Origin of the sequence: Aquibium sp. ELW1220, from assembly GCF_030398385.1 — a bacterium.
Classification (GTDB): domain Bacteria; phylum Pseudomonadota; class Alphaproteobacteria; order Rhizobiales; family Rhizobiaceae; genus Aquibium.
In genome coordinates, this window is record NZ_JAOAOQ010000030.1 from 1 (window position 1) to 25,399 (window position 25,399).

The 25,399-nt window shown below is 69.0% G+C and carries 28 protein-coding genes and 1 pseudogene; 24 read left to right on the forward strand and 5 right to left on the reverse strand.

Annotated features, from left to right (window positions below; all coding sequences use genetic code 11):
• A pseudogene (locus N1F91_RS22120) lies at positions 1-432 on the reverse strand (hypothetical protein); the annotation flags it as partial.
• 156 nt (positions 433-588) lie between these two features.
• On the opposite strand from N1F91_RS22120, the gene N1F91_RS22125 reads away from it, so the two are divergent.
• The 5 genes from N1F91_RS22125 to N1F91_RS22145 all read left to right on the forward strand — a co-directional run bounded on the left by N1F91_RS22125 (position 589) and on the right by N1F91_RS22145 (position 5,177).
• Complete coding sequence (locus N1F91_RS22125; protein ID WP_289995485.1) at positions 589-1,638, forward strand: helix-turn-helix domain-containing protein; 1,050 nt, start codon at positions 589-591, stop codon at positions 1,636-1,638.
• A 100-nt stretch (positions 1,639-1,738) separates the two neighbouring features.
• Positions 1,739-2,017: a hypothetical protein gene (locus N1F91_RS22130; protein WP_289995486.1), complete on the forward strand. Its 279-nt coding sequence runs from the start codon at positions 1,739-1,741 to the stop codon at positions 2,015-2,017.
• A 121-nt stretch (positions 2,018-2,138) separates the two neighbouring features.
• Entirely contained in the window at positions 2,139-3,350 is a 1,212-nt protein-coding gene (locus tag N1F91_RS22135; protein WP_289995487.1) for an FAD-dependent oxidoreductase, read from the forward strand.
• Between the two features lie 3 nt (positions 3,351-3,353).
• The gene (locus tag N1F91_RS22140) at positions 3,354-4,211 is read left to right on the forward strand and encodes a glycosyltransferase family 2 protein (protein WP_289995488.1); all 858 of its coding nucleotides are present in this window, start codon (positions 3,354-3,356) and stop codon (positions 4,209-4,211) included.
• A gap of 126 nt (positions 4,212-4,337) precedes the next feature.
• The gene (locus tag N1F91_RS22145) at positions 4,338-5,177 is read left to right on the forward strand and encodes an adenylate/guanylate cyclase domain-containing protein (RefSeq protein WP_289995489.1); all 840 of its coding nucleotides are present in this window, start codon (positions 4,338-4,340) and stop codon (positions 5,175-5,177) included.
• A 15-nt stretch (positions 5,178-5,192) separates the two neighbouring features.
• Here N1F91_RS22145 and pdxH read toward each other — a convergent pair whose 3' ends face one another.
• Together pdxH and N1F91_RS22155 are read right to left on the reverse strand one after the other, a co-directional pair.
• A complete protein-coding gene (gene pdxH, locus N1F91_RS22150) occupies positions 5,193-5,810 on the reverse strand; it encodes a pyridoxamine 5'-phosphate oxidase (protein WP_289995557.1) in 618 nt (205 codons plus the stop codon).
• Between the two features lie 209 nt (positions 5,811-6,019).
• Positions 6,020-6,718 (reverse strand): outer membrane beta-barrel protein, encoded by a 699-nt coding sequence (locus N1F91_RS22155; RefSeq protein WP_289995490.1) that lies wholly within the window; start codon positions 6,716-6,718, stop codon positions 6,020-6,022.
• A 233-nt stretch (positions 6,719-6,951) separates the two neighbouring features.
• Between N1F91_RS22155 and N1F91_RS22160 the strand changes: the two genes are divergently transcribed.
• The 4 genes from N1F91_RS22160 to N1F91_RS22175 all read left to right on the forward strand — a co-directional run bounded on the left by N1F91_RS22160 (position 6,952) and on the right by N1F91_RS22175 (position 10,001).
• On the forward strand, positions 6,952-7,380 hold the full coding sequence (locus N1F91_RS22160) for an RT0821/Lpp0805 family surface protein (RefSeq protein WP_289995491.1): 429 nt from the start codon (positions 6,952-6,954) through the stop codon (positions 7,378-7,380).
• A 107-nt stretch (positions 7,381-7,487) separates the two neighbouring features.
• A complete protein-coding gene (locus N1F91_RS22165) occupies positions 7,488-8,426 on the forward strand; it encodes a DnaJ C-terminal domain-containing protein (protein WP_289995492.1) in 939 nt (312 codons plus the stop codon).
• 127 nt (positions 8,427-8,553) lie between these two features.
• Positions 8,554-9,372: an enoyl-ACP reductase FabI gene (fabI, locus tag N1F91_RS22170; protein ID WP_289995493.1), complete on the forward strand. Its 819-nt coding sequence runs from the start codon at positions 8,554-8,556 to the stop codon at positions 9,370-9,372.
• Positions 9,373-9,413: 41 nt separating this feature from the next.
• Positions 9,414-10,001, forward strand: coding sequence for a histidine phosphatase family protein (locus N1F91_RS22175; protein ID WP_289995494.1), 588 nt, complete (start codon positions 9,414-9,416; stop codon positions 9,999-10,001).
• A 615-nt stretch (positions 10,002-10,616) separates the two neighbouring features.
• On the opposite strand, the gene N1F91_RS22180 is transcribed toward N1F91_RS22175, so the two are convergent.
• Complete coding sequence (locus N1F91_RS22180) at positions 10,617-10,865, reverse strand: DUF1344 domain-containing protein (protein ID WP_289995495.1); 249 nt, start codon at positions 10,863-10,865, stop codon at positions 10,617-10,619.
• Positions 10,866-11,221: 356 nt separating this feature from the next.
• Between N1F91_RS22180 and aroC the strand changes: the two genes are divergently transcribed.
• From aroC to dxs, 14 genes are all read left to right on the forward strand, one after another.
• A complete protein-coding gene (aroC, locus tag N1F91_RS22185) occupies positions 11,222-12,325 on the forward strand; it encodes a chorismate synthase (RefSeq protein WP_289995496.1) in 1,104 nt (367 codons plus the stop codon).
• 99 nt (positions 12,326-12,424) lie between these two features.
• Positions 12,425-12,775: a type II toxin-antitoxin system Phd/YefM family antitoxin gene (locus N1F91_RS22190; protein ID WP_289995497.1), complete on the forward strand. Its 351-nt coding sequence runs from the start codon at positions 12,425-12,427 to the stop codon at positions 12,773-12,775.
• Between the two features lie 47 nt (positions 12,776-12,822).
• Positions 12,823-13,392, forward strand: coding sequence for a hypothetical protein (locus N1F91_RS22195; protein ID WP_289995498.1), 570 nt, complete (start codon positions 12,823-12,825; stop codon positions 13,390-13,392).
• 225 nt (positions 13,393-13,617) lie between these two features.
• Positions 13,618-14,727: a 3,4-dihydroxy-2-butanone-4-phosphate synthase gene (gene ribB / locus N1F91_RS22200; protein ID WP_289995499.1), complete on the forward strand. Its 1,110-nt coding sequence runs from the start codon at positions 13,618-13,620 to the stop codon at positions 14,725-14,727.
• Positions 14,724-15,704: a hypothetical protein gene (locus N1F91_RS22205; RefSeq protein ID WP_289995500.1), complete on the forward strand. Its 981-nt coding sequence runs from the start codon at positions 14,724-14,726 to the stop codon at positions 15,702-15,704. The genes ribB and N1F91_RS22205 overlap by 4 nt, the downstream gene beginning before the upstream one ends.
• Before the next feature lie 89 nt (positions 15,705-15,793).
• On the forward strand, positions 15,794-16,726 hold the full coding sequence (locus N1F91_RS22210; RefSeq protein ID WP_289995501.1) for a histone deacetylase family protein: 933 nt from the start codon (positions 15,794-15,796) through the stop codon (positions 16,724-16,726).
• A gap of 6 nt (positions 16,727-16,732) precedes the next feature.
• Positions 16,733-16,984, forward strand: a complete 252-nt coding sequence (locus tag N1F91_RS22215; RefSeq protein WP_289995502.1) for an exodeoxyribonuclease VII small subunit — start codon at positions 16,733-16,735, stop codon at positions 16,982-16,984.
• Positions 16,985-17,131: 147 nt separating this feature from the next.
• Complete coding sequence (locus N1F91_RS22220) at positions 17,132-17,419, forward strand: hypothetical protein (protein ID WP_289995503.1); 288 nt, start codon at positions 17,132-17,134, stop codon at positions 17,417-17,419.
• Between the two features lie 158 nt (positions 17,420-17,577).
• On the forward strand, positions 17,578-17,961 hold the full coding sequence (locus N1F91_RS22225; RefSeq protein WP_289995504.1) for a MarR family transcriptional regulator: 384 nt from the start codon (positions 17,578-17,580) through the stop codon (positions 17,959-17,961).
• A gap of 143 nt (positions 17,962-18,104) precedes the next feature.
• Positions 18,105-18,818 carry a hypothetical protein gene (locus N1F91_RS22230; protein ID WP_289995505.1) on the forward strand — a complete coding sequence of 238 codons (714 nt, stop codon included), beginning with the start codon at positions 18,105-18,107 and terminating at the stop codon, positions 18,816-18,818.
• Positions 18,819-18,884: 66 nt separating this feature from the next.
• A complete protein-coding gene (locus N1F91_RS22235) occupies positions 18,885-19,145 on the forward strand; it encodes a type II toxin-antitoxin system prevent-host-death family antitoxin (protein ID WP_289995506.1) in 261 nt (86 codons plus the stop codon).
• Positions 19,142-19,534: a type II toxin-antitoxin system VapC family toxin gene (locus tag N1F91_RS22240; protein WP_289995507.1), complete on the forward strand. Its 393-nt coding sequence runs from the start codon at positions 19,142-19,144 to the stop codon at positions 19,532-19,534. Before N1F91_RS22235 ends, N1F91_RS22240 begins: the two co-directional genes overlap by 4 nt.
• A 10-nt stretch (positions 19,535-19,544) precedes the next feature.
• On the forward strand, positions 19,545-20,462 hold the full coding sequence (locus tag N1F91_RS22245; protein ID WP_289995508.1) for a pirin family protein: 918 nt from the start codon (positions 19,545-19,547) through the stop codon (positions 20,460-20,462).
• Between the two features lie 137 nt (positions 20,463-20,599).
• Positions 20,600-22,519, forward strand: coding sequence for a 1-deoxy-D-xylulose-5-phosphate synthase (gene dxs, locus N1F91_RS22250; protein ID WP_289995509.1), 1,920 nt, complete (start codon positions 20,600-20,602; stop codon positions 22,517-22,519).
• A gap of 18 nt (positions 22,520-22,537) precedes the next feature.
• On the opposite strand, the gene N1F91_RS22255 is transcribed toward dxs, so the two are convergent.
• Positions 22,538-23,431 (reverse strand): LysR family transcriptional regulator, encoded by an 894-nt coding sequence (locus N1F91_RS22255; RefSeq protein WP_289995510.1) that lies wholly within the window; start codon positions 23,429-23,431, stop codon positions 22,538-22,540.
• Positions 23,432-23,529: 98 nt separating this feature from the next.
• Here N1F91_RS22255 and N1F91_RS22260 point away from each other — a divergent pair, with 98 nt between their 5' ends.
• The gene (locus tag N1F91_RS22260; protein ID WP_289995511.1) at positions 23,530-24,519 is read left to right on the forward strand and encodes an NAD(P)H-binding protein; all 990 of its coding nucleotides are present in this window, start codon (positions 23,530-23,532) and stop codon (positions 24,517-24,519) included.
• Positions 24,520-25,399: the final 880 nt, after the last annotated feature.

Sequence of the window (25,399 nt, forward strand, 5' to 3'; positions counted from 1 at the left end):
GCCGCCGCCGGCCTCCTCGCCGCCGCCGCCTGCTGCCGAGGTGATGGTGCCGCCGGCGCCGCCGCTGCCGAATTCGCCGTTGCCGCCCGCCGCGCCGTTGGCCGGCAGGAGCGTCGGCGAGATGAAGATCAGGTCCCGGCCGCCGCCGCCTCCGCCGCCGCCATTGCCGGCCGTCCCGCTGGCGCCCGCTCCGGCCGCCGCCGCATTCGTCATCGCGGCGCCGCCGCTGCCCGGATTGCCGGCGCCGTCACCGCCGACGCCGACCTGCGTGCTGCCGCCGTCCGTCCCGCTGGCGCCGTCGGCCCCCTGGATGGGAGCGGCGCCGGCAGGGGCAGCGAAGCCGAGAGCGAGCATCAGGCCGATCGCTGCCAGCGCAGCCCCGCCTGGCCGGCTGCCACGGCTTGCCGGTTCGCCCTGCAAATCGTCGGACATCGTCTGAACCCGCCGTTTACTCGTTCCCTGCCGCAACCTAAGATCGGTTCTCGGTACAGGCAGCGGCGGTTTCAAGCGCAATCTGGCGCCTGAAACCCTGGGTCAAGGAATTGGGACGATGGGTATAGTCGTTGACCCGGCGGGTCCGGCATTCCGATGAACGCGATCCGGCCCCATGACGACCAGGCTGGCTTCATCGAATGCTATTCGGCCCGGTTTCAGGCCGGCGGCCGCGATGACGCCGCCGCCTATGCCAGCTTCGTCATGGCGGCCTTCGATTTCGAGATCCCCGCCTGCGCCGTGCCCGAAGCCTTCGCCGCCGACACCGGACTGTTCTTTCTGCCCGATGTCACCGTGTCGTGGTCGAGGGGCACGGCGAGCCGCTTCAGCCGGACGACACGCACCATCGCCGCCCGCGGCACCGACCAGATCCTGGTCGTCTGCTACCGCGATGGCTGGTTCGACATGACGGCCGGCGGGCAGACGAGGCGCGTCGCCGCCGGCGAGCTGGCCTTCGTCGACCTGTCGCAGGAGATCGCCATCGAGGCGCCACGGGTGGACAATCTCAGCCTCGCGATATCGCGCCGCAGGCTCGAGGCGATGGTGCCTTTCCTCGACCGTGCGAATGGCTTCGTGCGGCCGGTCGATGCGCTGTCGAAACTGCTGCGCGGCATGATGGAAGACATCGTCGCCCTCGGCCCGACCATGCCCGTGGTCGATGCCCGCGGCATCGCGGACGCGACCCTGCGGCTGGTCGCCGCCTGCCTCGAGCCGCTGGCGCGCGGGTCGGCCGCGTCCGGGCGCAGCAGCGTCTCGCTGGTCGCGGTCAAGGCGTTCATCGAGCAGCACCTGCTGGATCCCGCACTTGGCCCGCAGGCGCTGATCGACGCCTTCGGAACCACCCGCTCGACGCTCTACCGCCTGTTCGAGCCCATGGGCGGGGTGACGGCCTACATCGCGCAGCGCAGGCTCCATCACGCCTTCCGGCTGCTCTCCGACACGCGCCAGCCGCGCGTGCGGATTTCCCGGCTGGCGGCGGAACTCGGCTTCAGCCATCCGTCCGCCTTCACCCGCGCCTTCAGGGAAACCTTCGGCCTGTCGCCGAAGGCCGTCCAGGCGCTGGCCCGGCACTCCCGCGAACGGGACGTGCAGCTCATGATCTCGTCCGAACCGATGCAGTATCTGCGGCCCATCGGCGGCGGCTGAGCGGCACCCGCTTTCCCGATACCCCACACGGTCTTCCCGGCCCCCGCACTTGCTTCCCGGCCATTGCATCGCAGCGGCCCTCATCGCCGAACTTCCGAGCGTGGTCGAGGCCATGCGCGCCGCCATCGAGGTGCAGGGCGACCTCGCCGAACCCAATACCGGCCGGGCCCTTTCCGCCGGCCTGATCGACCGCGTCGTGCCGGAAGCCGACCCCGAAGCCGAGGCGCTGTCGCTGGCCCGGTTGCTCGGCGACCGCGACACCCTCGTCGTCCGCATCGAGGATGAAGGCCAGACGCATTCCGGTCTCCAGGCCCGAAGGGCGGGAAGACACCGCCGTGCGTGGTTTTGTCACGCCGGTTTCCCGCGCGTTACCCTGTAGGCAGCCCCCTGCAATATGCGCGAGAGCTGATATCTCGCGCCGTCCGGGGACGGCGTGGCGGGCAGGAGGGCGTCGAACTGCGAATGAACCGCGAGATGCCTGGGTCGATCCGGACGTGGTGATGCGGATCGCCGTCATCGGCGGGGGCCTCACCGGTTGCCTCATCGCCCTCGAACATGCCGAGCGGGGCCATGACGTGGTCCTCTTCGACCGGGAGCCCGCGCTCCTCTCGCGCGCGTCGACCGCCAACGAAGGCAAGATCCACCTCGGCTACTGCTATGCGGCGGATGAAGGCTTTCGGACCGCGGCGCGGCTGATCGAGGATGCCTTGCTGTTCAGGCCGATCCTCGAGCGGTGGATGACACCCGCCGCCTTCGAGGCCTGCCTCTGCGACCCCTTCCACTACGTCGTCCCGAACGACAGCGCGCTGTCGGTCGACCGGATCACCGCGCATTTCGCCCGCGTCGAAGACCATCTGCGCGAACGCCGCCGAACCCTGGGCCTCGCCTATCTCGGCCAGGACGAGGCGTCGCCCTTCCAGTCCTGTCCGCCCGACGATGTCGCCGGCGCCCCGCTCTTCCTCACGCAGGAGCGCGGGGTCTGGCCGATCGGCATCGCGCAGGCGATCGACGGCTGCGTCCGCGCCCATCCCCGCATCGAACTCCGCCTCGGCGAAAGGGTTCGCGCGTTGCAGCCTGCCGGGACGAAATGGCGCGTCGGCCTGTCCGGGCCGGAGGCCGTTGCGGACGGTCCGTTCGACAGGGTCGTCAATGCGGCCTGGGCGGAGCGGCGCGCCATCGATCGCCGCTCCGGCTTTCCGGCGGCGGGCTCCTGGTTCACGCGCTACAAGTTCGGGGTCATCGTGGAGCAGGCGTCGCTCCTGCTTGGCGGCGACGTTCCGATGAACACGACGGCCACCTCCGGCCCGTTTGGAGACTGCGTCCACTACCCGGCAAACGACAGCCTCTATTGCAGCTGGTATCCCGTCGGAATGTGCTACTCGACGATGGATGACGAGCTTGCCCGGCGCCCGGCTCTGCCGGACGATCCGGACGCTCTGATGCGCCGGACATTCGAGGGCTGCGCCTCGTTCGCCCCCGTCTTTCGCCGTCTCGCGGCGCTGCCGTCGCCGCTGCCCGCACGGATCGTCGGCGACTACATCATTGCCAAGGGCTGGTCCGACATCGACGATCCCGACAGCGAGCTTCACCGCCGCAGTGATCATGGCGTGCGGCAACTTGCCTCCGGCTACTGGTCGATCGAGACCGGAAAATACACCTCGTCTCCGCGCTGTGCGATCGAATGCGTCGACGCGAGCCTCGGGACGTCCTGACCGATGTCCTGGTTCCCGCGCCGCAGGCCTCTGGTGTCGATCTGCCTGCCGATCTACCGAAGCGAGAGCTTCATCCGCGAGACCATCCTGTCGGCGCTCGGCCAGACGGTCCGCGACGTCGAGATCGTCATCTCCAATGACGGCGCCCACCCCACCCCCGCGCTCGACGAATTCCGCGGCCGCCGCGAGGTCCGGATCATCGAGCAGCGCGACCGGCTGGGCTGGGTCCAAAACAGCAATTTCGTGTTAAGCGAGGCGCGCGGCCGCTACGCCATGATCCTGCCGCACGACGACAGGCTCGGCCCCACCTACCTCGAGGCGTGCCTGCGCATCCTGGAAAGGGACCTCGACTGCTTCTCGGCCGTCAGCGACATCGCCCACGACGGCGGCGTGATGACGGCGAGCGAAGTCCGGGGCGGCCTTGCCGAGCGGATCGGCCATGTGATGCGCAACCTGTACAATGGCTACTGCTACCGGGCGCTCATGCGCAACCGGCCGGGCGACCGGGACAGGCTGAAGCTCAGGCCCAATCCGCCGACCGATTTCTGCGTCGACAGCACCTGGATTCTCCAGCAGGCAGGCTTCGGCGAGCTGCGCCGGGTCCCGGAAACGCTCTACTGGAAGGGCTTTCCGCCGACGAGCACCCACGCGACCTGGGCGCGCATTCCGCCTCCCCAGCTGCGCGAAGCCTGGACGCGCCATTGCCGCCAGATGGAAGCCATCGCGCTGTCGTTCCTGCCCGACCCGTCTTTCATTTCCGGACTGGTCCGCCACCGGCTCGACGCACGTCGTGTCGCCGAAACGCCGCTCTACCTGAAGGAGGCGATGATCTCCCCCGATGAGGGCTGCGAGGCCTTGTAGGCACCGCCCCCGGCGGTCGGCCGCTCTGGTTCACGAATGGCAGGATGTCTGCCGCGGGCGGAACCTCCCACTGGCATCCACCCCGTCGAATGGCTACATACCCCCCGTCACCATCAGGACCCCGCCATGGCCGCTCCCGTCCGCAAGCTCACAACGGTCCTCGCGGCCGACGTGCAGGGCTATTCGCGCCTGATGGAGCATGACGAGGAGGGCACGCTCGCCACCCTCAAGCTCTATCGCGACTCCATGGCCCGGCTGGTCGGCGCGCATGGCGGGCGCATCGTCAACACCTGGGGCGATGCGGTCATCGCCGAATTCCCGAGCGTGGTCGAGGCCGTGCGCGCCGCCATCGAGGTGCAGAACGACCTCGCCGAGCGCAATGCCGGCCGCCAGCCCGACCAGCGCATGGTCTTTCGCATCGGCATCAATCTCGGCGACGTCATCGTCGAGGGCGACGACATCTATGGCGACGGCGTCAACATCGCCGCGCGGCTGCAGTCGGAGGCCGAGCCCGGCGGCATCCTGATCTCCAGCACCGTCTTCGACCAGGTCCGCAACAAGATCGCCGTGTCGTTCGATTTCCGCGGCGATCTCGTGGCCAAGAACATCGACGAGCCGGTGCCGAGCTATGCGGTGCGGATCGGCGACGCCGCGCATCCGGCGCCCGTGCCCGCGTCGCGACCGGAGCCGGCGGAGCCGAGCGACTTTCCCGCCTGGGGCCGCGACGCCCCGCCCGCCTCGCCGACCCGCATGCCGGCGCCAGCCGCGCCCGATCGGTTGCCGGGCCGCGTCCTGCTTGCCCTGCCGCCGGAAATCCGCGGCCTCGTCGGCGCGGCGGCCGTCGTCACCATCATCAACGTCTTCACCTGGAGCGGCACCTTCTGGGCCAAATGGCCGCTGCTCGGCATCGCGATCGTCATCGGCGGGCGGCTGCTCTTCGGCACCGGACGGCGTCGGCGGGGCTGATTCGGCGATTTGCGTTCACGGATAAAGCCGCGTCTTCTCCCACGCATCCCCCGCCCGGTCGAACCGCACGCGGTCGTGCAAGCGGAACGGGCGGTCGTGCCAGAATTCCATCTGCTGCGGCCGGATGCGGAAGCCCGACCAGTGCGCCGGCCGCGGGATCTCGCCGATGGCGTGCCGCGCGGTGACTTCCGCCACCGCCTTCTCCAGCGCAAACCGGCTCTCCAGCGGCCGCGACTGCTTCGACGCCCAGGCGCCGATGCGGCTGCCGCGCGGCCGCGAGGCGTAATAGGCGTCAGCCTCGGCGTCGCTCACCACCTCCACCGGCCCGCGCACCCGGATTTGCCGGCGCAGCGACTTCCAGTGGAAGCACATCGCCGCCTTCATCGACGACAGGATCTGCTGTCCCTTGGCGCTCTCGAAATTGGTGTAGAAGACGAAGCCCTGCTCGTCGAAGCCCTTCAGCAGCACCATGCGCACGTCGGGCAGGCCGTCCGGATCGACGGTCGCCACCGCCACCGCGTTGGGATCGTTGATCTCGCTCTTCTCGGCATCCGCGAGCCATTCGGCAAACAGCCGGTAGGGCTCCGGGCTCTCGGTGAAGTCGCTCTGCTGCGTCGTCTCGGTGTTCACGATCGTTGGTCCCGTCCTGGCGTGCCTGCGCGGCGGAACGGGTGCCGTCCGCCGCAGACCTGATACAGGCCGGTTCCGCGGGCGGAAAGGGGCAGCGAGGCCGAACGACGCGGCCAGCGGCCGACTTCACCACGCTAGGCATGGTGGAGGGTGGCCAATCCCGGTGTGCGCGCCCCTGCCTGGGGGCAGGGGCGCCGGCCAACGCCGTCCGGTCAGAAGCGGAAGTTGATGCCCGCCTTGATCATGTGGAAATTGGTGTCTTCGCTGAGGCTGGTCGCGCCGTCGGAGAAGATTTCGTCCTCGCCGAGATCGACATAGGAGTACTCCGTCTGGAACGACAGTCGGTCGGTGAAGGCATGTTCCACGCCCAGGCCGACGGCGTAGCCGCTCTTGCCGACGTCGTCGTCGAACACGGTCGTCCCGTCGAGCACCACCGTCTGGCTCATCTGGCCGTAGGCCCAGCCACCATGGGCATAGAACAGCGTGCGGTCGAACGCGTAGCCGGCGCGGGCGCGGACCGTGCCGAGATAGTCGAGGCTCGACTCGAGCGAATTGTCGCCGAAGCCGCCGCCGCTGCTGATCTCGGCGCCGTAATTCGTGGCCGCGATGTCGGCCACCGCGCCGAACACCCAGTTGCCGGTCTGCCAGTCGGCGCCGATCTGCACGCCGCCGAAGGCGCCGCGGGCCGAGCCCTCGATCGATCCGTCGAAATCATCGTCGTCGTCGATGACGAATTCGGAATCGCCGGCGCCGAGGCCGCCGGTGACGCCGATGTACCACCCCGTCCAGTTGTAGTTTTCGACGACCACGGGCGCTGCGGGCGCCGGAGCGTCGTAGACGATCGCATCGGCGGCGCGCGCGGCGCCGACCAGCGCTACGGACGAGACGAGTGTCGCAATAAGCAGTTTCAAGACTGACCTCCTATGGGAAAATCGGCACGCACGGATGCGGTCCGAACACGCCGAACCGGTAGGGGACCCATTTGTTCCGGAAAAAAACGAGAAAAAGCCGCATTTCGAACGCGCGGTCTTTTCATGCTCCGCACACCACCTGTTAACCGTTCCGGTCCACACTTCGTAAGGTTCGGATTCACTCGACGGGAGTATGCCGGGTGACGCGGTCGCATCGGAAGGACAATCTGGGAGTGCGTGTGCCATGGCGCGGCAAGGCTGCCCGCGCGGCGGTGCTGGCGCTCGCCGTCGTCGCATCCGGCTGCACCTCCCGCTCGCCCAGCCTCGACAGCCTGGGCTTCGATTCGATCAAGACGGGCTCGATTTCAGGCGGCAAGGCGGTGGCGCCCGACGCCGAGCGCATGTCGGACGAGACCACCATCCGCAACGCCGTGTCTTCCGCCAATCTCGACGAGGTCTCCGGCGGCCGGCTCGCCTGGGCGAATTCGCAGACCGGCTCCCGTGGCGAGGTCTTCGGCGTCATGGAATACATGGACGAGACGCGCCTGTGCCGCCGCTTCAGGGTGTCGCGCGAAAGCTTCCAGGGCATCTCGCTCTTCCGCGGCGAGGTCTGCATGTCGATGGCCGGCGAATGGTGGGTCCGGACCTTCGAAGCCGCTTGACCGCGGCGTCTTTTGCGCCACGATCGGACCGGCCAGTCTGGAATTTCTTCCTACGAACGCTCATATTTGCGTGATCAGGAGATTCCTCTCTCACCACGGACAGTCGAATGCGTGATCCCTACGAGACATTGGGCGTGGCCAGGACCGCGAGCGCGAAGGACATCAAGTCCGCGTTCCGCAAGCTCGCCAAGAAATATCATCCGGACCAGAACCCCGATGACCCGCAGGCGAAGGACCGTTTCAACGCGGCCAACCAGGCCTACGAGATCGTCGGCGACGAGAAGAAGCGTGCCGCCTTCGACCGCGGCGAGATCGACGCAGACGGCAAGCCGCGCTTCCAGGGCTTCGAGGGTGCCGCCTCCGGCGATCCCTTCGGCGCCTTCCGCCGCGGTCCCGGCGCGGGTGCGGCCGGTGGCCGCGGGCAGCGGTTCGAGTTCCGGGCCGGCGGCCCCGACGGTGCCGGCTTCGGCGCAGAGGATATCTTCAGCGACCTCTTCGGCCAGGCCTTCGCGCGGGGCGGCGCGGCAGGCGCGGCCGGCGCGGCCGGGGCATCGGCCCGCGGCGGGCGTCCGGCCGACACCGCGGCCCATCTCGACATCACCATCGAGGACGCGGCGACCGGCGCCCATGTCTCCGTCGTCTTCCCCAACGGCCGCAAGCTCGCGGTCAAGCTCCCCACCTATGTCGAAGACGGCCAGACCATCCGGCTCAAGGGGCAGGGCGAAAACGGCGGCGACGCCCTCGTCAAGCTGCGCATCCGCCCGCATCCGCGCTACCGGATCGAGGGGCGCGACCTGCATGCCGATCTCTTCGTCGATCTGAAGGATGCCGTGCTCGGTGCCAAGCTGCCCGTCGAGACGGTCAAGGGCCGCATCGCCGTCGCGGTGCCCGCCTGGTCGGGTTCCGACAAGGTGCTGCGGCTCAAGGAACGCGGCCTGCCGCTCAAGGAAGGCGGGACCGGCGATCTCTACGTCCACGTCCGCATCATGCTGCCGCAGGAGGGCCGCGAGGAACTCGAAGCGCTGATGCGCCGCGCCGCACACTGACGCGTCCCGCCGCCGTCCCTTTCGGCGCCCCGTTCTGTGCCCCCTGCCGTGCCCGTTCTGCGCTTGTCGGGCGAGGGCGGCTGTGCGATAGGGCAATCCGTCGCAAGCCGGTGCAGGAGAGGACGAAATGGCGAACGGAACGGGCCTGATGGCCGGCAAGCGCGGGCTGATCATGGGCATCGCCAACAACAGGTCCATCGCCTGGGGCATCGCCAGGTCATGCGTGGCGCAAGGCGCCGAACTCGCGCTCACCTATCAGGGCGACGCCTTCAAGAAGCGCGTGTCCCCGCTCGCCGATGAACTCGGCGCCCATCTCGCCGGCCATTGCGACGTCACCGACATGGCCACGCTCGACGCCGTCTTCGACGGGTTGAAGGAGCGCTGGGGCAAGCTCGACTTCGTCGTCCACGCCATCGCCTTCTCCGACAAGGACGAGCTCGACGGTCGCTACGTCGACACCACGCGCGACAATTTCCTGCGCACCATGGACATCTCCGCCTATTCGCTCACCGCCGTCGCCAAGCGCGCCGAGCCGCTGATGACCGATGGCGGTTCGATCCTGACGCTGACCTATTACGGCGCAGAGAAGGTCATGCCGCACTACAACGTCATGGGCGTCGCCAAGGCCGCGCTGGAGGCGAGCGTGCGCTATCTCGCCGTCGATCTCGGCGGCAGCGGCATCCGCGTCAACGCCATCTCGGCCGGCCCGATCAAGACGCTCGCCGCCTCCGGCATCGGCGACTTCCGCTACATCCTCAAGTGGAACGAGTACAACGCCCCGCTCAAGCGCACGGTGACGATCGACGAAGTTGGCGATTCGGGCCTCTATTTCCTGTCGGACCTGTCGCGCGGCGTCACCGGCGAGATCCATCACGTCGATTCGGGCTATCATGTCGTCGGCATGAAGTCGGTCGACGCGCCCGACATCTCCACCGTCAGGGACTGACGCGGCACCATCCTCCACCTCCCGCCAACGCAGGGAAGGCCATGACCCCGCTCGTCTACTTCGTCCGGCATGGCCAGACCGACTGGAACGCCGCGCTGCGCTTCCAGGGCCAGCACGACGTCGACGTCAACGACAACGGCCGCAGCCAGGCGCGCCGCAACGGCAAGCGGCTGGCCGAGATCCTCGACGATCCGCAATGCTTCGATTTCGTGGCGAGCCCGCTGCGCCGCACGCGCGAGACCATGGAGATCATCCGCGGCGAGATCGGCCTGCCGCCGCAGGGCTACCGGCTCGAGCCGCGCCTCGTGGAGGTGCATTTCGGCGACTGGCAGGGCCTGACGGTCGACGAGGTCGAGACCGCCTTCCCGGGCGTCGCGGCCGAGCGCGAAGCCGACAAATGGGCCTTCCTGCCCCCCGGCGCGGGCGCCGAAAGCTACGACCTCCTGTCGGCGCGAATCGCTCCCTGGCTGTCTTCGATCGACCGCGACACCGTCTGCGTCACGCATGGCGGCGTCATCCGCTCGATCTTCATGCTCACCGGCGCGGCCGCCCGCGCCGATGCTGCGGCCATGGACGTGCCGCAGGACCGCATCCTGCGCTGGCGCGACGGGCGGCTCGACTGGCTCTGATACCGGCAGGCTCCGAAGCCCGGCCGGTCGCACATCCTCTGCCGGTGACAGGTCATCAGGCAGCGGGCACCTGCGACATCGGACGGCCGTCATCGACTCTGCTGCACCGGCGGGTCGTCACGTCCGTCGAGGCTCTCCTTCGTCAGGCTCGGAATCTCGTTTGGGGATGAAGTCCGCCGAAGCGGCTGCACCGCGGCCGGCGCCCCACCCCTGGCGCGTCATTCCGGACCGGAGGCCGAGCGCAGCGGAGGCGTCCGGATCCAGAATCCATTCCGTGGCGTCGGCCGCAAGGACTTGAGATCGTCGGCGTCACGGAATGGCTTCCGGACAGACGCCCCGCGCTCCGCGCGTTTCGTCTTCCGGAATGACGCGGGCATGGCGGCCGGCGCGGGGACCGCCTCCGCTCCCGCATGGCGCAGCACCGCCTTCGTCATCCTGGGGCTTGTCCCCAGGATCTGCCGACCCCCTCGCGGTGGGCGCTTCGTCACCTTCCGCGCGACGGCGAGACCTTCACGACGTCGCGACGCGAAGAGGTCACCGGCAGAAGCCCGAGGATGACGGCGCCGGAGTGCGGCGACGGTCGGCCGCCGGAGCCGCGGGCATGAGCAGACTGCCCTACTCGTACACAGCCATGTCGGTGATCTGGTTCACGTCGCCGACCTTGTCGAAATTGATGACGATCTCGGCGCCCGGCTCGATGCCGGCCATGTCCACCTCGCCCGGCAGCTTGTAGGATTTGCCGTCGTCGAGCGTGATCGTCAGCTTCTCTTCGTCGACGCTCTTGATGCGCCCCTCCGTCTGGCCCGCAAGCGCGGGCATGGAAGCGAGCAGGATCAGGCTGAGCGCGGATACGGCAATACGCATGGAATGTCCTTTGGGCTGCGGTCCGCTCTCCGCCGGACCTTGTAGGTTGGTCGATCTCGATTACCGTCCGGCAGGTGTCCGCAAATGCCTCGACCGCGCGACGCGTGTTTCGCCGGCGGAATGCCCGCCGTCGTCACGCAGTGCTCTAGGACACCAAAACGGAGGGAATGTGTCAAAGCGTTTCCCGCCGGCAAGGCGGAGACGAGGCTGCTTCGGGGCCGCTGCCGCCGGCGCGGGCATCGCCCGGTCGCAGCCGGCCGCGTGCCGGTTTGACCGGCCATCCAATCCCCAATAGAAGGCGGCGTGTCCACCACGCCCGCGGGGCAGCGCCCGCCGGCCAGCCTGTCGCACGGTCCATGTCGCACAACACCTTCGGCCACCTCTTCCGCGTGACGACCTGGGGCGAGAGCCACGGCCCGGCGCTCGGCTGCGTCGTCGACGGCTGCCCCCCCGGCATCCGCTTCCGGCTCGCCGATATCCAGGCCGATCTCGACCGCCGCCGGCCCGGCCAGTCGCGCTTCGTCACGCAGCGCCAGGAGCCCGACGCGGTGAAGATCCTGTCCGGCGTCCTGCCCGACGAGGCCGATCCCGACACGCTCGTCACCACCGGCACGCCGATCTCGATGATGATCGAGAACGTCGACCAGCGCTCGAAGGATTATGGCGAGATCGTCCGCCAGTACCGTCCGGGCCATGCCGACTACACCTATCAGACGAAATACGGCATCCGCGACCACCGCGGTGGCGGCCGCTCCTCGGCGCGCGAGACGGCGGCCCGCGTGGCGGCCGGCGCGCTTGCCCGCCGGGTCGTGCCGGGCCTCGTCGTGCGCGGCGCGCTGGTCGCGATGGGCGAGAAGGCCGTCGACCGCGCCAATTGGGACTGGGACTTCGTCGACGATGCCGAAAACCCCTTCTTCACGCCCGACCGCGCCTCCGTCCCCGTCTTCGCCGACTATCTCGACGGCATCCGCAAGGCCGGCTCCTCCGTCGGCGCGGTCATCGAGATCGTCGCCGAGGGCGTGCCGGCGGGTCTGGGCGCGCCGATCTACGGCAAGCTCGACCAGGACATCGCCTCGCTCCTGATGTCCATCAACGCCGTCAAGGGCGTCGAGATCGGCAACGGCTTCGAGGCCGCCCGCATCACCGGCGAAGAGAACGCCGACGAGATGCGGATGGGCAACGATGGCGCGCCGCTGTTTTTGTCCAACAAGGCCGGCGGCATCCTGGGCGGCATCTCCACCGGCCAGCCCGTGGTGGCGCGCTTCGCCGTCAAGCCGACGTCCTCGATCCTGACCAAACGCCAGTCGATCGACCGCGACGGCAACGACGTCCAGGTCCGCACGAAAGGCCGCCACGACCCCTGCGTCGGCATCCGCGCCGTCCCCATCGGCGAAGCCATGGTCGCCTGCGCCATCGCCGACCACTATCTGCGCCACCGTGGGCAGACCGGGCGAGGCTGAATCGGGCCGGGCGGGGCGCTGTCACCGGTCTTCCGGATCATCCTTGCCAGCCATGCCGAAAATACGTATTTTACGTCGATCGAAGCGGGGAGATCGCCGATGCGCGCTTTCAGTTCCGTCGACTTGCAGAAGCAGACCGGGGACGTGCAGCGGGCGGCGGACCGCGAGGGCGCGGTCATCACGTCGCACGGCAAGCCCCGGACCGTCATGCTTTCCGTCGAGGAGTTCTGCCGGTTGAAGGGCATTGCGGGAGAAGCCGTGGAGCCCGCATTGCAGCCGCGTCAGGCGCTGACGCTTCGTCCGGCCGCCGATCCGCTCAGTTATGATGGACGGCACTTCGAAGCCGTCGCCCGAAGGATGGCGCAGGAGGCCTTGTCGGGCATCGGCGAAGACGCGGTCGAGGCCGAACTCGCGGCAGTCCGCCGGAAATTCGGTCGTCGGCGTCCATGATCGAGCGGCCCGAAGGCACGGATCGACGTGTCCTCCGCTTTCTGATCATGGACAGTACGCCGCTCTCCCTTCTCGGGTGCATCGGTGCTCTGGACTGGCTCTTCCTGCCTGGCTGCCCGGTGATGATCACCGACATGGTGGTCGCCGAGGTGCTCCGCGACCCCGGCGACGAGAAGGATCAGCGCCGCGCCGCCCGCGCCTCGATTCGTGACTGGCTCGACCGGAACGACAGCAGGCTCACCATCCTGACCACCGAGGAAGGCAGCCGCTACCGACGCGACATGGAACTCTGGGACCTCGCCGGAAGGCCGGAAAGGTTGAAGCCGTCCTGGAGCGATCGCGGCGAACGGAGCCTCCTGTCCGCCGTCCAGGACCTCCGCCAGGCGCTTTCGCAAGGCGAGGAAATCGTCGTCATCGTGGATGACAGGAACGCGCGCGACGCCGTGCGGGCCGTCCGCGCCGACCTGACGATGATGGGGACACGAACCTTCATCCGCTGGATGGACGAGGATTTCGGCGCGCCGGGCGCCGATACCGCCTGGGTGGCCATCCGGATCGCGACCGCTTCGAAGGCCGACGAAGGCGAAACCGACGATCCGGTCTTCATCCGGCCGTAAGCATCCGTGCCACGGCAATCCGGTGCGTCGCGATCCCGCCGCGTCGACCGGGTCTTCCGCCTGGACCTCCGCGCCTGGCCTCGCTTCACCAAATCCTCTTGCGTTCTGCCGCAACGGGTTTATTCCCCGACTGCCGACTGCCGACTGCCGACTGCCGACTGCCGACTGCCGACTGCCGACTGCCGACTGCCGACTGCCGACTGCCCTGCGAGCGAAGCGAGTGCCATGCCCTACGACCAGAAGAAGATCGTCGAAGCCCTGCGCGCCTTCGAGCGCGGCGAGATCGTCGTCGTCATGGACGATGACGGCCGCGAGAACGAGGGCGATCTGATCGTCGCGGCGGTCCACTGCACGCCCGAGAAGATGGCCTTCATCGTGCGCCACACCTCCGGCATCGTCTGCGCGCCGATGCCGCGCGAGGAGGCACGCCGGCTGAACCTTCAGCCCATGGTGGCCGACAACGACGCCCCGCACTCCACGGCCTTCACCGTCAGCGTCGATTTCAGGCACGGCACCACCACCGGCATTTCCGCCGACGACCGCACGCTGACCGTCCGCAACCTCGCCAACGGCAATGTCGGCGCATCCGATTTCGTCCGCCCCGGCCACATCTTCCCGCTGGTCGCGCGCGAGGGCGGCGTGCTCATGCGCTCCGGCCACACCGAAGCCGCCGTCGACCTGTGCAAGCTCTCCGGCCTGCCGCCCGTTGGCGTCATCTGCGAACTCGTCAACGACGACGGCACCGTCATGCGCGGGCCGCAGGTCTCCTCCTTCGCCGAGACGCACGGCCTGAAGCAGGTCTCGGTCGCCGACCTGATCGCCTACCGCCAGCGCCAGGAAACGCTGGTCGAGCGCATCGACAGCTTCGAAATCGACACCCCCGGCGGCAAGGCGCGCGCCCACACCTACACGCTGCCCTGGGACCCGATGCACCATCTCGCCATCGTCTTCGGCGACATCCGCGACGGCGAGGAGGTTCCGGTGCGCCTGCATCCGGAGGACGTGGTCACCGACATGTTCGGCACGTCGGACCGCCTGCGCCGCATCATGCGCGACATGGGCGAAAAGCAGCGCGGCGTCATCGTCTACCTGCGCGAGGGCTCCGTCGGCGTCGCTCACCAGCGTCGCGCGCGGCCGGCCCAGGGCACCGACGAGAGCCACGACGAGGCGCTGCGCCGCGAGAACGAGTGGCGCGAGATCGGCCTCGGCGCACAGATCCTGCGCGACCTCGGCATCTCCTCCATCGAGCTCGTCACCTCGCGCGAGCGCCACTATGTCGGGTTGGAAGGCTTCGGCATCCGCATCGCCCGCACCGTCATCATGGACAAGGATTGATCGGCCTCTCCCGCCTCTGCGCCGGCCTGGGAGGGCTCCTGGCCTGTCTTGCCGCGGCAGACGCGGCGGAGGTTCGCGCCATCGCGCTGCCCTCGCCGGTGGCCGCGATCCACGGGATCGCCGATGGCGCCCTGGTCGAGACCGTAGACGGCCGCTGGCACCAGATCGCTGCCTGCCCGGACGACCGCGTCTGCCTGCGCGCGACGGACGCCCGCCCCGACCGCGAAGCCGCGCCTACGGAAGGCCTGCCGGACGGCTCGGTGGCACGCGCGGCGACGGGCGACATCCGCCGTGCCTGGTATGTCCGGCCCACCCGGCGCTACGCCCATGCCGTCCTCGGCGATGCGGTCGAGGCCGGCGGGCTCGCGGTGGAGACGGCTGCGGGCAGGCGGCTCGAGATCGTGCTCGACGAGGCCCACGTGTTCGAGGACATCACGCCGCGCATCGCCGATCTCGATGGCGACGGCGCAAACGAGGTCGTGGCCATCCGCTCTTCGCTCACCAAGGGCGCCGCCATCGCCGTCTACGGCCTGCGCGATGGTCGTTTGCGGCTGCGCGACGCGACTGCGGAAATCGGCCGGGCAAACCGCTGGCTCAACGTCGCGGCCATCGCCGATCTCTTCGGCATCGGGCGTCCGGTGCTCGCCTGGGTCGAGACGCCGCACATCGGCGGCACGCTGAAGATGGCGACCTTCGCCGACGGTCGCCTGGCGATGCGCGCCGAAACCGTCGCGGGCGTCTCCAACCACGCCATCGGATCGCGCGAACTCGGCCTGTCGGCCGTAGCCGACATCGACGGTGACGGCCTGGCCGATCTCGTGCTTCCGACGGCCGACCGGCGCGGGCTCGTTATCGTCGGGCGAACCGGACGCACCGTCATCGCCCTGCCGGGCCTCGTCGCCCATGCGCTCGTCGTCGTCGACGGCACGATCGTCACCGCGACGGCGGACGGTAGCCTGCTCGCGATCGCTCCTTGAGGCAGCACCGCCGCAATCGCCTGTTGACGGGCAGCCGTCCCGCGCTTGCGGCTGTGGCAAAGCGGTCGCGCTCGTCCTAAGCTCCAGCCATGACAACGCGCCTCTACACCCACCCGATCTATCTCGAGCACCTGACCCCGTCCGGCCATCCCGAGCGGCCGGACCGGCTGCGCGCCATCGGCCGCGCCCTCGAGCACGAGAGCTTCGACGATCTCGACCGGGTGGAATCGCCGCAGGCCGATCCCTCCGCCGTGCTGCTCGCCCATCCGGAGGAGTATCTGGAGCGCGTGCGCCTCGCCATGCCCGAGGAAGGGCAGGGGCTCGTGCGCGTCGACGCCGACACCTCGGCCAGCCCGAAGACCTGGGAGGCGGCCCTCACCGCCATCGGCGCAGCCAATGCCGCCGTCGACGACGTCTTCGCCGGCCGGGCCGACAACGTCTTCGTCGCCGCCCGTCCGCCCGGCCACCATGCCGAGCGGGCGACGGCCATGGGCTTCTGCCTCTTCAACAACGCCGCCATCGCCGCCCGCCATGCCCAGAAGGTCCACGGCGCCGAACGCGTCGCCATCGTCGACTGGGACGTCCACCACGGCAACGGCACGCAGGACATCTTCTGGGACGACCGCTCCGTCCTCTACTGTTCCACCCACCAGATGCCACTCTATCCGGGCACCGGGGCCAAGGACGAGACCGGCGCCGGCAACATCGTCAACGCGCCCCTGTCGCCGCACTCCGGCTCGGACGTCTTCCGCGACGCCTTCCGCTCCCGCGTCCTTCCGGCGCTCGACGATTTCCGGCCCGACCTGATCATCATCTCCGCCGGCTTCGACGCCCACCACCGCGACCCGCTGGCCGAGATCAACCTCGACGAGGCCGACTTCGACTGGGCGACCGCCGAACTCATGGACCGCGCCGGCCGCTCCTGCTCCAACCGGCTCGTCAGCCTGCTGGAGGGCGGCTACGATCTCCAGGGCCTGGCCATGTCGGTGGCGGTCCACGTCCGCCGGCTGATGAAGGGGTAGCGAGCCATGACCGACAAGCCCAATGACGACGTCCGCGCCATGAGCTTCGAGCAGGCGCTGGAGGCGCTGGAGCGCATCGTCGACGACCTCGAGAAGGGCGACGTCCCGCTCGAGAAGTCGATCGCCATCTACGAGCGCGGCGAAGCCCTGAAGCGCCACTGCGACACGCTGCTCAAATCCGCCGAAGCCAAGGTCGAAAAGATCCGCCTCTCCCGCGACGGCCAGCCGTCCGGCGTCGAGCCGCTCGATCCGGACTGACGGGGCGGCTCAACGCGCCCGCCGCGCCGACGGTGGCGCGGGAACGTTGCGCCATGTGCGGGCATCGCGTGGTCTGGGCAAGGCCTGATTGCACCTGAACGCGTGCCTCGCCATGGTCATGCCGTGCAGATGGCATGGTGAACTGTGATGGACACGGCCTTGGAGAAAGCCAGCGCCCGGGTGGTTACCATGATGACACCCGCCGAGAAGGCGCGGCTGGAAACCAAGGCGCGGCGTGCGAGGCTGTCCGTTGCTGAGTTCGTGCGGCGCTCCGTCGACGCCTACGACCCCGACGAGATTCAGCAGATCGAGCAGCTGGCGGAACTGGCTCGGGCGTTTCGGGACAGCGCCCGGCGGGCGTCGGACGCCGTCGATCGGGCGAATGCCGACGTAGCGAAGACCATCGAGCACATGAAGAACATGCGGACGTCGTGAGTGCGCTTGGCGACGTCATGGGGGAGAACGTCGTCGCGCCGGTCTTTGCGGCGACACGATAGCCTGGCGGTTCTGCAACGTTGAAGATCGCGCAATGTCGGGCCGCAGCCAAGCAAAATCGCTTGCAAGTCTCAAAGAGTGCATATACACGTAAATCCATGACGGATCGAAAGGACTTCGACGACTGCCGGGATTGCCGCTGCATGGCGGCGCGTCGCGAGGCGGCGCGCCTCACGCGCAGCTACGACGATCATCTTCGGCCGCACGGTCTGACGGTCAACCAGTTCACACTGCTCGCCACGCTCATCCTCGCGGGGCCGCTGCCGATACGCGATCTCGCCGACCGACTCGGCATCGATCGCACGACGCTGACCCGCAACGTCGCCCTCAGCAGGACCGCCGGCCACGTCACGGAAGCCAGCGGTCGCGATGCGCGCCAGCGCTTCGTCTCCGTTACCGAAAGGGGCAGGGCGCTGGCCGAAGCGGCGCTGCCGGACTGGAAGTTGGCACAGGCCGGCGCCTTGCGCGAAGCGGGCGCCTAGTCCTGGCGCGTCGGTGGCCGGGCGGCTGCCCATGGCCGCTGAAACGGACCTGAAGGTTCTGGACCGCTCGGCAACGTGGCGGTCCGGGAGAAACCACGCTTGGATCTGCCTAAAAAGGTGTATATACACAGAAAGGAACGACGATGCTTCTCGATTTCCTGGGTGGAATGGTCCTCACCGCCGTGGCGGTGGTCAATCTCAATGCGCTGCTCAGCGCGCTCGCCGTGGCTCGAAGAACGCGGCTGCTGCTCGCCGCCGTCGTCGGGCTCTGGGTCGGTCTCCAGATATCGCTTGCGACGGCCGGCGTCTTCGCGTCCCAGCTCTCGCTCACCGTGCCGTTCCTCGGCCTTGCGGTCATCGCGCCGGTGGTGGCTGTCGGTCTTGCCGCATGGCGCTCCGCGGCAGTGCGCGCGGCGCTTCTCGCCTTGCCCATGCCGCTCCTCGTCGGGCTCCACGCCGGTCGGATCCTCGGCGTCTTCTTCCTGCTGCTGGCCGCCAGCGACCGGCTCGGCGGACCGTTCCCACAGGCTGCCGGCTGGGGCGACATCGCCGTAGGCGTCCTCGCGCTGCCGCTCGCGGCCGCCATCGCGCGCGGTACCGCGTCCCCCGCGAGCATCGAAGCCTGGAACGTGCTCGGCGCGCTCGACCTCGTCCTGGCGCTCACGCTCGGGATTCTCTCGACCAACGGCTTCGTGCTGCAGGCGATTTCGGCCGGCGCCGGTTCGGCTGCGATGGCGCAACTGCCCTGGTCACTGATTCCGACCGTGCTGGTCCCCTTCTACCTGATCGTCCACGGCATCGTGTTCGCCCAGTTGCGCCAGGCAAGGCAGGCGAACAACGCCCCGCAGACAGCCTGAGCCACGCGTTGCGCGCCGTCTGGTCCGGGGCTATCCTCGCCACGGCAGCACAACGGGAGGCCGCCCATGGGTGTCGTGAATCTCTCCGATGCCGGGATCGATCTGGCGACTCTGGTCGAGGCCGTCGAAAACGGCTCCGAGACCGAGATCGTCATCGAGCGCGACGGCAAGCCCGCCGCGCGGCTGGTCCCGGTCGAGCCGCAGGCCGAAGGGCCGCGGAAAATCCGACTGGGCCTTGCCGCCGGCAAGTATCCGCCGATGGACTTCGAAGCCTTCCAGGCCATGGATGCCGAGATCGAGAAGATGTTCCTAGGCGAGGAGGAGTGAGGCTTCTCCTCGACACGCATGTCGCGATCTGGGCGACCAACACCCCCGATCGCATCCCGGCCCGCATTCATGGGCTTTTCGGCGCCGGGGGTGGCACGGTGATGGTTTCGGCGGTCGCCGTATGGGAGATCGCGATCAAGCACGGTCGGGGTCGCCGCGACGCGCCGCCGATGTCGGCGCCGCAGGCCATCGCAGAGTTCGGTGCCGCCGGCTTCGGCATCCTGAACGTCACCGCCGCCCACGCCGCCTTCGTCGAGCACCTTCCCGCCCTGCACGGCGACCCCTTTGACCGCCTGATGCTCGCCCAGGCGATCGTCGAGGACATGCAGTTCGTCACATACGATCGCCATCTCTCGCGCTATGGCGCGCCCATCCTGACATGGTCCTGAGGAATTTCCCATGAGCTTCTTCCCCGGCCACGACCCCGAACCAGGCGATGCCTTCGCCTGCGATGCCGTCGAGCTGATGGTCATACCCAACGCGAAGGATATCGGCGGCTTCGAGGTGCGCCGCGCGCTGCCGACGGCCAGGCGCCGCCTCGTCGGGCCCTTCATCTTCTTCGACCGCATGGGGCCGGCCATCCTGCGCGCCGGCACGGCCATGGACGTGCGCCCGCATCCGCATATCGGGCTGTCCACCGTCACCTATCTCTTCGACGGCAGGATCCGCCACCGCGATTCGCTCGGCACCGAGATGGTGATCGCGCCGGGCGACGTGAACCTGATGACGGCCGGCCGCGGCATCGTCCATTCCGAGCGCACGCCGGAAGAGCTGCGCGGCGCGCCGATGTCGATCTCTGGCCTGCAGACCTGGATCGCGCTGCCCGACGACAGGGAGGAGATCGACCCGCTGTTCGAGAACACCGCCGCGGCAGCCCTGCCGCTCTTTGCCGGCGACGGCGCCTCGGGCCGCGTCGTCATCGGCGATTTCGAAGGCGTCCGTTCGCCGGTCCGCACCCATGCCGACACGCTCTACGTCGACATCACCATCGCGCCCGGCGGCCGCGTCCGCATCCCCGCCGCTGCCGAGGAGCGCGCCATCTACCTGCTCGACGGCCGCGTCAGCATCGCCGGCGACGGCTTTGCCCCCGACCGCCTGCTCGTCTTCCGCCCCGGCGACGAGATCGTCGTGTCGTCGGAAGAGGGTGCCCATCTGATGCTCTTCGGCGGCGCCTCCATCGGCTCGCCGCGCTACATCTGGTGGAACTTCGTCTCCTCGTCGAAGGAGCGCATCGAGCAGGCCAAGGAGGAGTGGCGCACCGGCCGCTTCGACATCGTCCCCGGCGACGCCGAGGAGTTCATCCCGCTGCCGGAATGAGCCGCTCGTGCGGGCGACGCTTCTGCGCGGCATTGTGCCTTTCGCCGGCCCGCCGTGCCACCCATCGCCATCTCGCGCGTTTACTTTCGTCGGCCCAGCGCCTATTTCCCGATGATCGGCCAATGCGAAGCAGTTGAATGACCGTCAAATCGCCGCCCGCGACCCCCCTCCTGGACCGGGTCAATGTTCCCGCCGACCTGAAGAGGCTTTCCGAATCCGAGCTTCCACAGCTCGCGGCCGAGCTGCGCGCGGAGATGATCGACGCCGTTTCCCAGACCGGCGGCCATCTCGGCGCCGGGCTCGGCGTGGTCGAGTTGACGGTGGCGCTGCACTATGTCTTCGACACGCCGTCCGACCGGCTGATCTGGGACGTCGGCCACCAGGCCTATCCGCACAAGATCCTCACCGGCCGGCGCGACCGCATCCGCACCCTGCGCCAGGAGCATGGCCTGTCGGGCTTCACCAAGCGCGACGAGAGCCCCTACGATCCCTTCGGTGCCGCCCATTCCTCCACCTCGATCTCGGCCGGGCTCGGCATGGCCGTCGGCCGCGACTTGAAGGGTGCGAAGAACAACGTCATCGCCGTCATCGGCGACGGCGCCATGTCGGCCGGCATGGCCTACGAGGCGCTCAACAATGCCGGCGCGCTCGACGCCCGGCTGATCGTCATCCTCAACGACAACGACATGTCGATCGCCCCGCCGTCCGGCGCCATGAGCGCCTATCTGGCCAGGCTCGCCTCCGGCCGGACCTATCAGGGCTTCCGCGATTTCGGCAAGAAGCTCACCTCCTATCTCGGCAAGAGCGTCGACCGCGCCATCACCCGCGCCGTCGAGCACGCCCGCGGCTACGTCACCGGCGGCACCCTGTTCGAGGAGTTGGGCTTCTTCCACATCGGCCCGATCGACGGCCACAATCTCGAGCACCTGATCCCGGTGCTGAAGAACGTGCGCGACAACGGCGCCGGCCCGATCCTCATCCATGTCGTCACCCAGAAGGGCAAGGGCTACGCGCCGGCCGAAGCCGCCTCCGACAAGTATCACGGCGTCAACAAGTTCGACGTCATCACCGGCGCCCAGGCCAAGGCCCCGGCCAATGCGCCGGCCTACACGCGGGTCTTCGCCGAGACCCTCGTCCAGGAAGCGCATGACGACGACCGCATCGTCGCCATCACCGCCGCCATGCCCACCGGCACCGGGCTCGACCTGTTCGGCGAGGCCTTCCCGGCCCGCACCTTCGACGTCGGCATCGCCGAGCAGCACGCCGTCACCTTCGCCGCCGGCCTCGCCACCGAGGGCTTCAAGCCCTTCTGCGCCATCTACTCCACCTTCCTGCAGCGCGCCTACGACCAGGTCGTCCACGACGTGGCGCTGCAGAACCTCCCCGTCCGCTTCGCCATCGACCGCGCCGGCTATGTCGGGGCCGACGGCGCCACCCATTGCGGTGCCTTCGACGTCGGCTATCTCGCCATGCTGCCGGGCTTCACCGTCATGGCCGCCGCCGACGAGGCCGAGCTGCGCCACATGATCCGAACCGCCGTCGAGCACGATGCCGGCCCCATCGCCTTCCGCTATCCGCGCGGCAACGGCGTCGGCGTCGACATGCCCGAGCGCGGCGCGGCCCTGCCCATCGGCAAGGGCCGCGTGCTGCGCGAGGGCACCAAGGTCGCGCTGCTCTCCTTCGGCACGCGGCTGGCCGACTGCCTCGCCGCAGCCGAAGAACTCGACGCCGCCGGCCTCTCCACCACCGTCGCCGACGCCCGCTTCGCCAAGCCGCTCGACACCGATCTCGTCACCCGTCTGGCCCGCGAGCACGAGGTGCTCGTCACCGTCGAGGAGGGCTCGATCGGCGGCTTCGGCACGCAGGTCCTGCATTTTCTGGCTGGTGCCGGCCTGCTCGAATCCGGCGCCCGAATCCGCCCGCTCGTCCTCCCCGACGTCTTCACCGACCAGGCCAAGCCCGAGCGCATGGTCGAGATCGCCGGCCTCGATGCCCCCGGCATCGTCCGCACCGTCTTCTCGGCACTCGGCACGGGCGCACGGGCGGCGAGAGCCTAGGCCCGCGCGGCGCGCCGGTCATCGCGCGCGCCGCATCGCCCCGAACGATTCCACCAGCGAATCGAACACCGCCCGCACGCGCGGCACCCGCGACAGGTTCTCGTGCGTGACGATCCATGTCTCCAGCACCGCGATCTCGACGTCGGGCAGCACGCGCACGAGGCGTCCGTCGCTTTCGCCCACCGGAACCTGCGCCACGGCGATGCCGACGCCCGCCCGGGCGGCCGCCAGCTGGGCTGGGTGGCTGTCGGTGCGCAGCACCAGCCTGTCGCGCCGCAGGGCGACGCCGAACCGCTCCGCGAAAGCCAGGTCGCTGCGGTTCCGGTCCGACCCGATCACGTCGTGCTCCGCCAGGTCCGCGAGGCTCTCCGGCGCGCCGTGCCGCGCCACGTAGCCGGGCGCCGCGAAGAACCCGAGCGGAATGGCCGCGACCTTGCGCGCCACCAGCGCCTCCTGCTTCGGCGCCACGGTGCGGACCGCCACATCCACTTCCTGCGCCAGCAGGTCGGCGGGCGCGTTGCTCAGCGACAATTCGATGCGGATCCGCGGATGCGCCTCCCGCAGCCGCGCCAGCATGACGGGAATCACCTCGATACCCATGAATTCCGGCACGCTCATCCGCACCGTCCCCGCGATCTCGTTGCCCGCTGACGAGGCCTGGCGGACGAACAGTTCCGATGCCATCGCCATCGCCCGCGCCGGGCCGCGCAGCGCTTCGGCTGTCTCGGTCGGCGCGAGACCGTTCACCGAGCGCGTGAACAGCACGGTGCCGAGGTGGGCTTCCAGCGCCTCGATCCGGCTGCGCACCGTCGGATGCGACAGGCCGAGCCGGCGCGCGGCGGCCGAAAGGCTGCCCTCTTCGAGAACGGCCAGGAAGATGCGCTGATCGTCCCATGCAAGGATGGAGCTCATAAGAATCTAGCTAGCAGCTGTAGGCCGGTTTGCAATTCCCTTTCAGCTCTGCAGGCTCCACTTTCTCCCCAGCGGAACGAACGCAACAGGAGAGTTGGATGGAACGGAACAGGACGGCCCTCGTGCTCGGCGCGACCGGCGGCATCGGAAGCGGCATCGCTGCCGCCTTGCTTCTCCATGGCTGGCGGGTGCGTGGCATGATCAGGAAGGCTGCGAGAATCCCCGACGAGAGCCCGGTGGGTATCGAATGGATCACGGGCGACGCCATGCGGCGCGACGATGTCGTGCGGGCGGCGCAGGGCGTCTCGATCATCGTCCACGCGGTCAATCCGCCGAACTACGGCAACTGGGAAACGCTCGTCCTGCCGATGATCGACAACACCATCGCGGCGGCGCGCTCGGCTGGAAATGCCTGCGTCGTGCTGCCGGGCACCATCTACAATTTCGACCCGGCCGCGACACCGGTCATCGACGCCGACACCGTGCAGCAGCCGAAGAGCCGCAAGGGCATGATCCGCGTGGCGCTGGAGGAGCGCCTTCGCCAGGCAGCGCCGGAGGTACCATCGCTGATCCTTCGCGCCGGCGACTTCTTCGGCCCGGGTGCACGCGCCAGCTGGTTCGCGCAGGCCATGGTGTCCCCCGGAAAACCGCTGCGCCGCATCGTCGATCCCGCAACCGGCCCCGGTCACAGCTGGGCCTACCTGCCCGACCTCGCCGAAACATTCGCGCGCCTGCTCGACGCGCCAGGATCCCTGCGTCCCTTCGAGGTGCTCCAGTTCGAGGGCCTCTGCGACCATGACGGCCGGCAGATGGTGGAAGCCATCCGCCGGGCGAGCGGTCGCCGCTTGCGCGTCTTCCGCTTCCCCTGGTGGCTGATGCGGATCGCGGGCCTCTTCGGCGGCTTTCCGCGCGAGGCCGCCGAGATCGCCCCGTACTGGCGCCATCCCGTCCGCCTCGACAACACCCGCCTGAAAGCCCTGCTCGGCAACGAGCCGCGCACGCCCCTCGACGTCGCGGTCACCGAAACGCTCGCTGCACTCCGCTGCCTTGACCGCCCCGCCCGCCTGCTTGACCCGCAGGCCGCCTGAACCCGTCCGCGAAAGCAGTGCCGTCCCGCCGGGCGCCGCTCTCGCCGCGATCAGAAGATCAGCATCAGAATGCCGATGATGACCAGAAGGCCGATGAGAAACACGAACCCGATCGTACCGCCGATGAACTTGAGCATGTCACTTCCCGCTGCATGTTGCTGTCGTTGCCGAACGCGCGGAAGGCCAGTTGGTTTCGCAAGGCGCCGTAGCGTGGGGTTGAGGACAGACCACCGCCAACCGCAGCGCCCATCCTCCAACCCCACGAAGTGGGGGGGAAGTGCCGAGCGAAGCGAGGCGGAGGGGGGAGTCCGCTTCCCCGAGCCGCACCCGTCGCAGGCCTGCCTCGCCCCGCCTCGCTCCCCCCGCCTTCGTCATCCCGGAACGACGTCCGAGCGCAGCGAAGGACGCCGTATCCGGGATCCATGCCTCGCCGCCTATCCCCGCGATCCGGTGCAGAACGAGGCACGTGCCGCCGCCGCCCCTGCCGTATCCCGCGCCGTCGTCCCCCCCCTCCGTCGTCGCTGCGCGACGCCACCTCCGCCCCCACTGCGTGGGGTGGAGGACAAGCCGTCGGCAACGCCGCCGCGCATCCTCCAACCCCACGAAGCGAGGCGGAGGGGGGATCCCGTGCGGCGGAGGACAAGCCGCTGATGGCTCCGGCGACGTTGCACTCCGGCATCGAGTTCCCCAACGTCGCGCTCCTTCGCGCCCCCCTCTGCCTGCCGGCATCTCCCCCACGAGGGGGGAGATCAGGCGCGTCGCCGGTTCCGCCAGTTGTCATCGGCCTAGAATGAGCACCGCCGCCCGAACTGCCGATCTCCCCCCTCGTGGGGGAGATGCCGGCAGGCAGAGGGGGGCGCGACAGGGCACGGCGTCCGCA

Coding starts and splice junctions, on each gene's coding strand:
- dxs (WP_289995509.1), top strand. CDS start 20,600: ATGACCGTCAAATCGCCGCCCGCGACCCCCCTCCTGGACCGGGTCAAT.
- N1F91_RS22215 (WP_289995502.1), top strand. CDS start 16,733: ATGACCGACAAGCCCAATGACGACGTCCGCGCCATGAGCTTCGAGCAG.
- N1F91_RS22180 (WP_289995495.1), bottom strand. CDS start 10,865: ATGCGTATTGCCGTATCCGCGCTCAGCCTGATCCTGCTCGCTTCCATG.
- N1F91_RS22125 (WP_289995485.1), top strand. CDS start 589: ATGAACGCGATCCGGCCCCATGACGACCAGGCTGGCTTCATCGAATGC.
- N1F91_RS22195 (WP_289995498.1), top strand. CDS start 12,823: ATGGACAGTACGCCGCTCTCCCTTCTCGGGTGCATCGGTGCTCTGGAC.
- ribB (WP_289995499.1), top strand. CDS start 13,618: ATGCCCTACGACCAGAAGAAGATCGTCGAAGCCCTGCGCGCCTTCGAG.
- N1F91_RS22230 (WP_289995505.1), top strand. CDS start 18,105: ATGCTTCTCGATTTCCTGGGTGGAATGGTCCTCACCGCCGTGGCGGTG.
- N1F91_RS22175 (WP_289995494.1), top strand. CDS start 9,414: ATGACCCCGCTCGTCTACTTCGTCCGGCATGGCCAGACCGACTGGAAC.
- N1F91_RS22225 (WP_289995504.1), top strand. CDS start 17,578: ATGACGGATCGAAAGGACTTCGACGACTGCCGGGATTGCCGCTGCATG.
- N1F91_RS22145 (WP_289995489.1), top strand. CDS start 4,338: ATGGCCGCTCCCGTCCGCAAGCTCACAACGGTCCTCGCGGCCGACGTG.
- fabI (WP_289995493.1), top strand. CDS start 8,554: ATGGCGAACGGAACGGGCCTGATGGCCGGCAAGCGCGGGCTGATCATG.
- N1F91_RS22135 (WP_289995487.1), top strand. CDS start 2,139: ATGCGGATCGCCGTCATCGGCGGGGGCCTCACCGGTTGCCTCATCGCC.
- aroC (WP_289995496.1), top strand. CDS start 11,222: ATGTCGCACAACACCTTCGGCCACCTCTTCCGCGTGACGACCTGGGGC.
- N1F91_RS22260 (WP_289995511.1), top strand. CDS start 23,530: ATGGAACGGAACAGGACGGCCCTCGTGCTCGGCGCGACCGGCGGCATC.
- N1F91_RS22190 (WP_289995497.1), top strand. CDS start 12,425: ATGCGCGCTTTCAGTTCCGTCGACTTGCAGAAGCAGACCGGGGACGTG.
- N1F91_RS22245 (WP_289995508.1), top strand. CDS start 19,545: ATGAGCTTCTTCCCCGGCCACGACCCCGAACCAGGCGATGCCTTCGCC.
- N1F91_RS22140 (WP_289995488.1), top strand. CDS start 3,354: ATGTCCTGGTTCCCGCGCCGCAGGCCTCTGGTGTCGATCTGCCTGCCG.
- N1F91_RS22220 (WP_289995503.1), top strand. CDS start 17,132: ATGGACACGGCCTTGGAGAAAGCCAGCGCCCGGGTGGTTACCATGATG.
- N1F91_RS22165 (WP_289995492.1), top strand. CDS start 7,488: ATGCGTGATCCCTACGAGACATTGGGCGTGGCCAGGACCGCGAGCGCG.
- N1F91_RS22235 (WP_289995506.1), top strand. CDS start 18,885: ATGGGTGTCGTGAATCTCTCCGATGCCGGGATCGATCTGGCGACTCTG.
- N1F91_RS22210 (WP_289995501.1), top strand. CDS start 15,794: ATGACAACGCGCCTCTACACCCACCCGATCTATCTCGAGCACCTGACC.
- N1F91_RS22255 (WP_289995510.1), bottom strand. CDS start 23,431: ATGAGCTCCATCCTTGCATGGGACGATCAGCGCATCTTCCTGGCCGTT.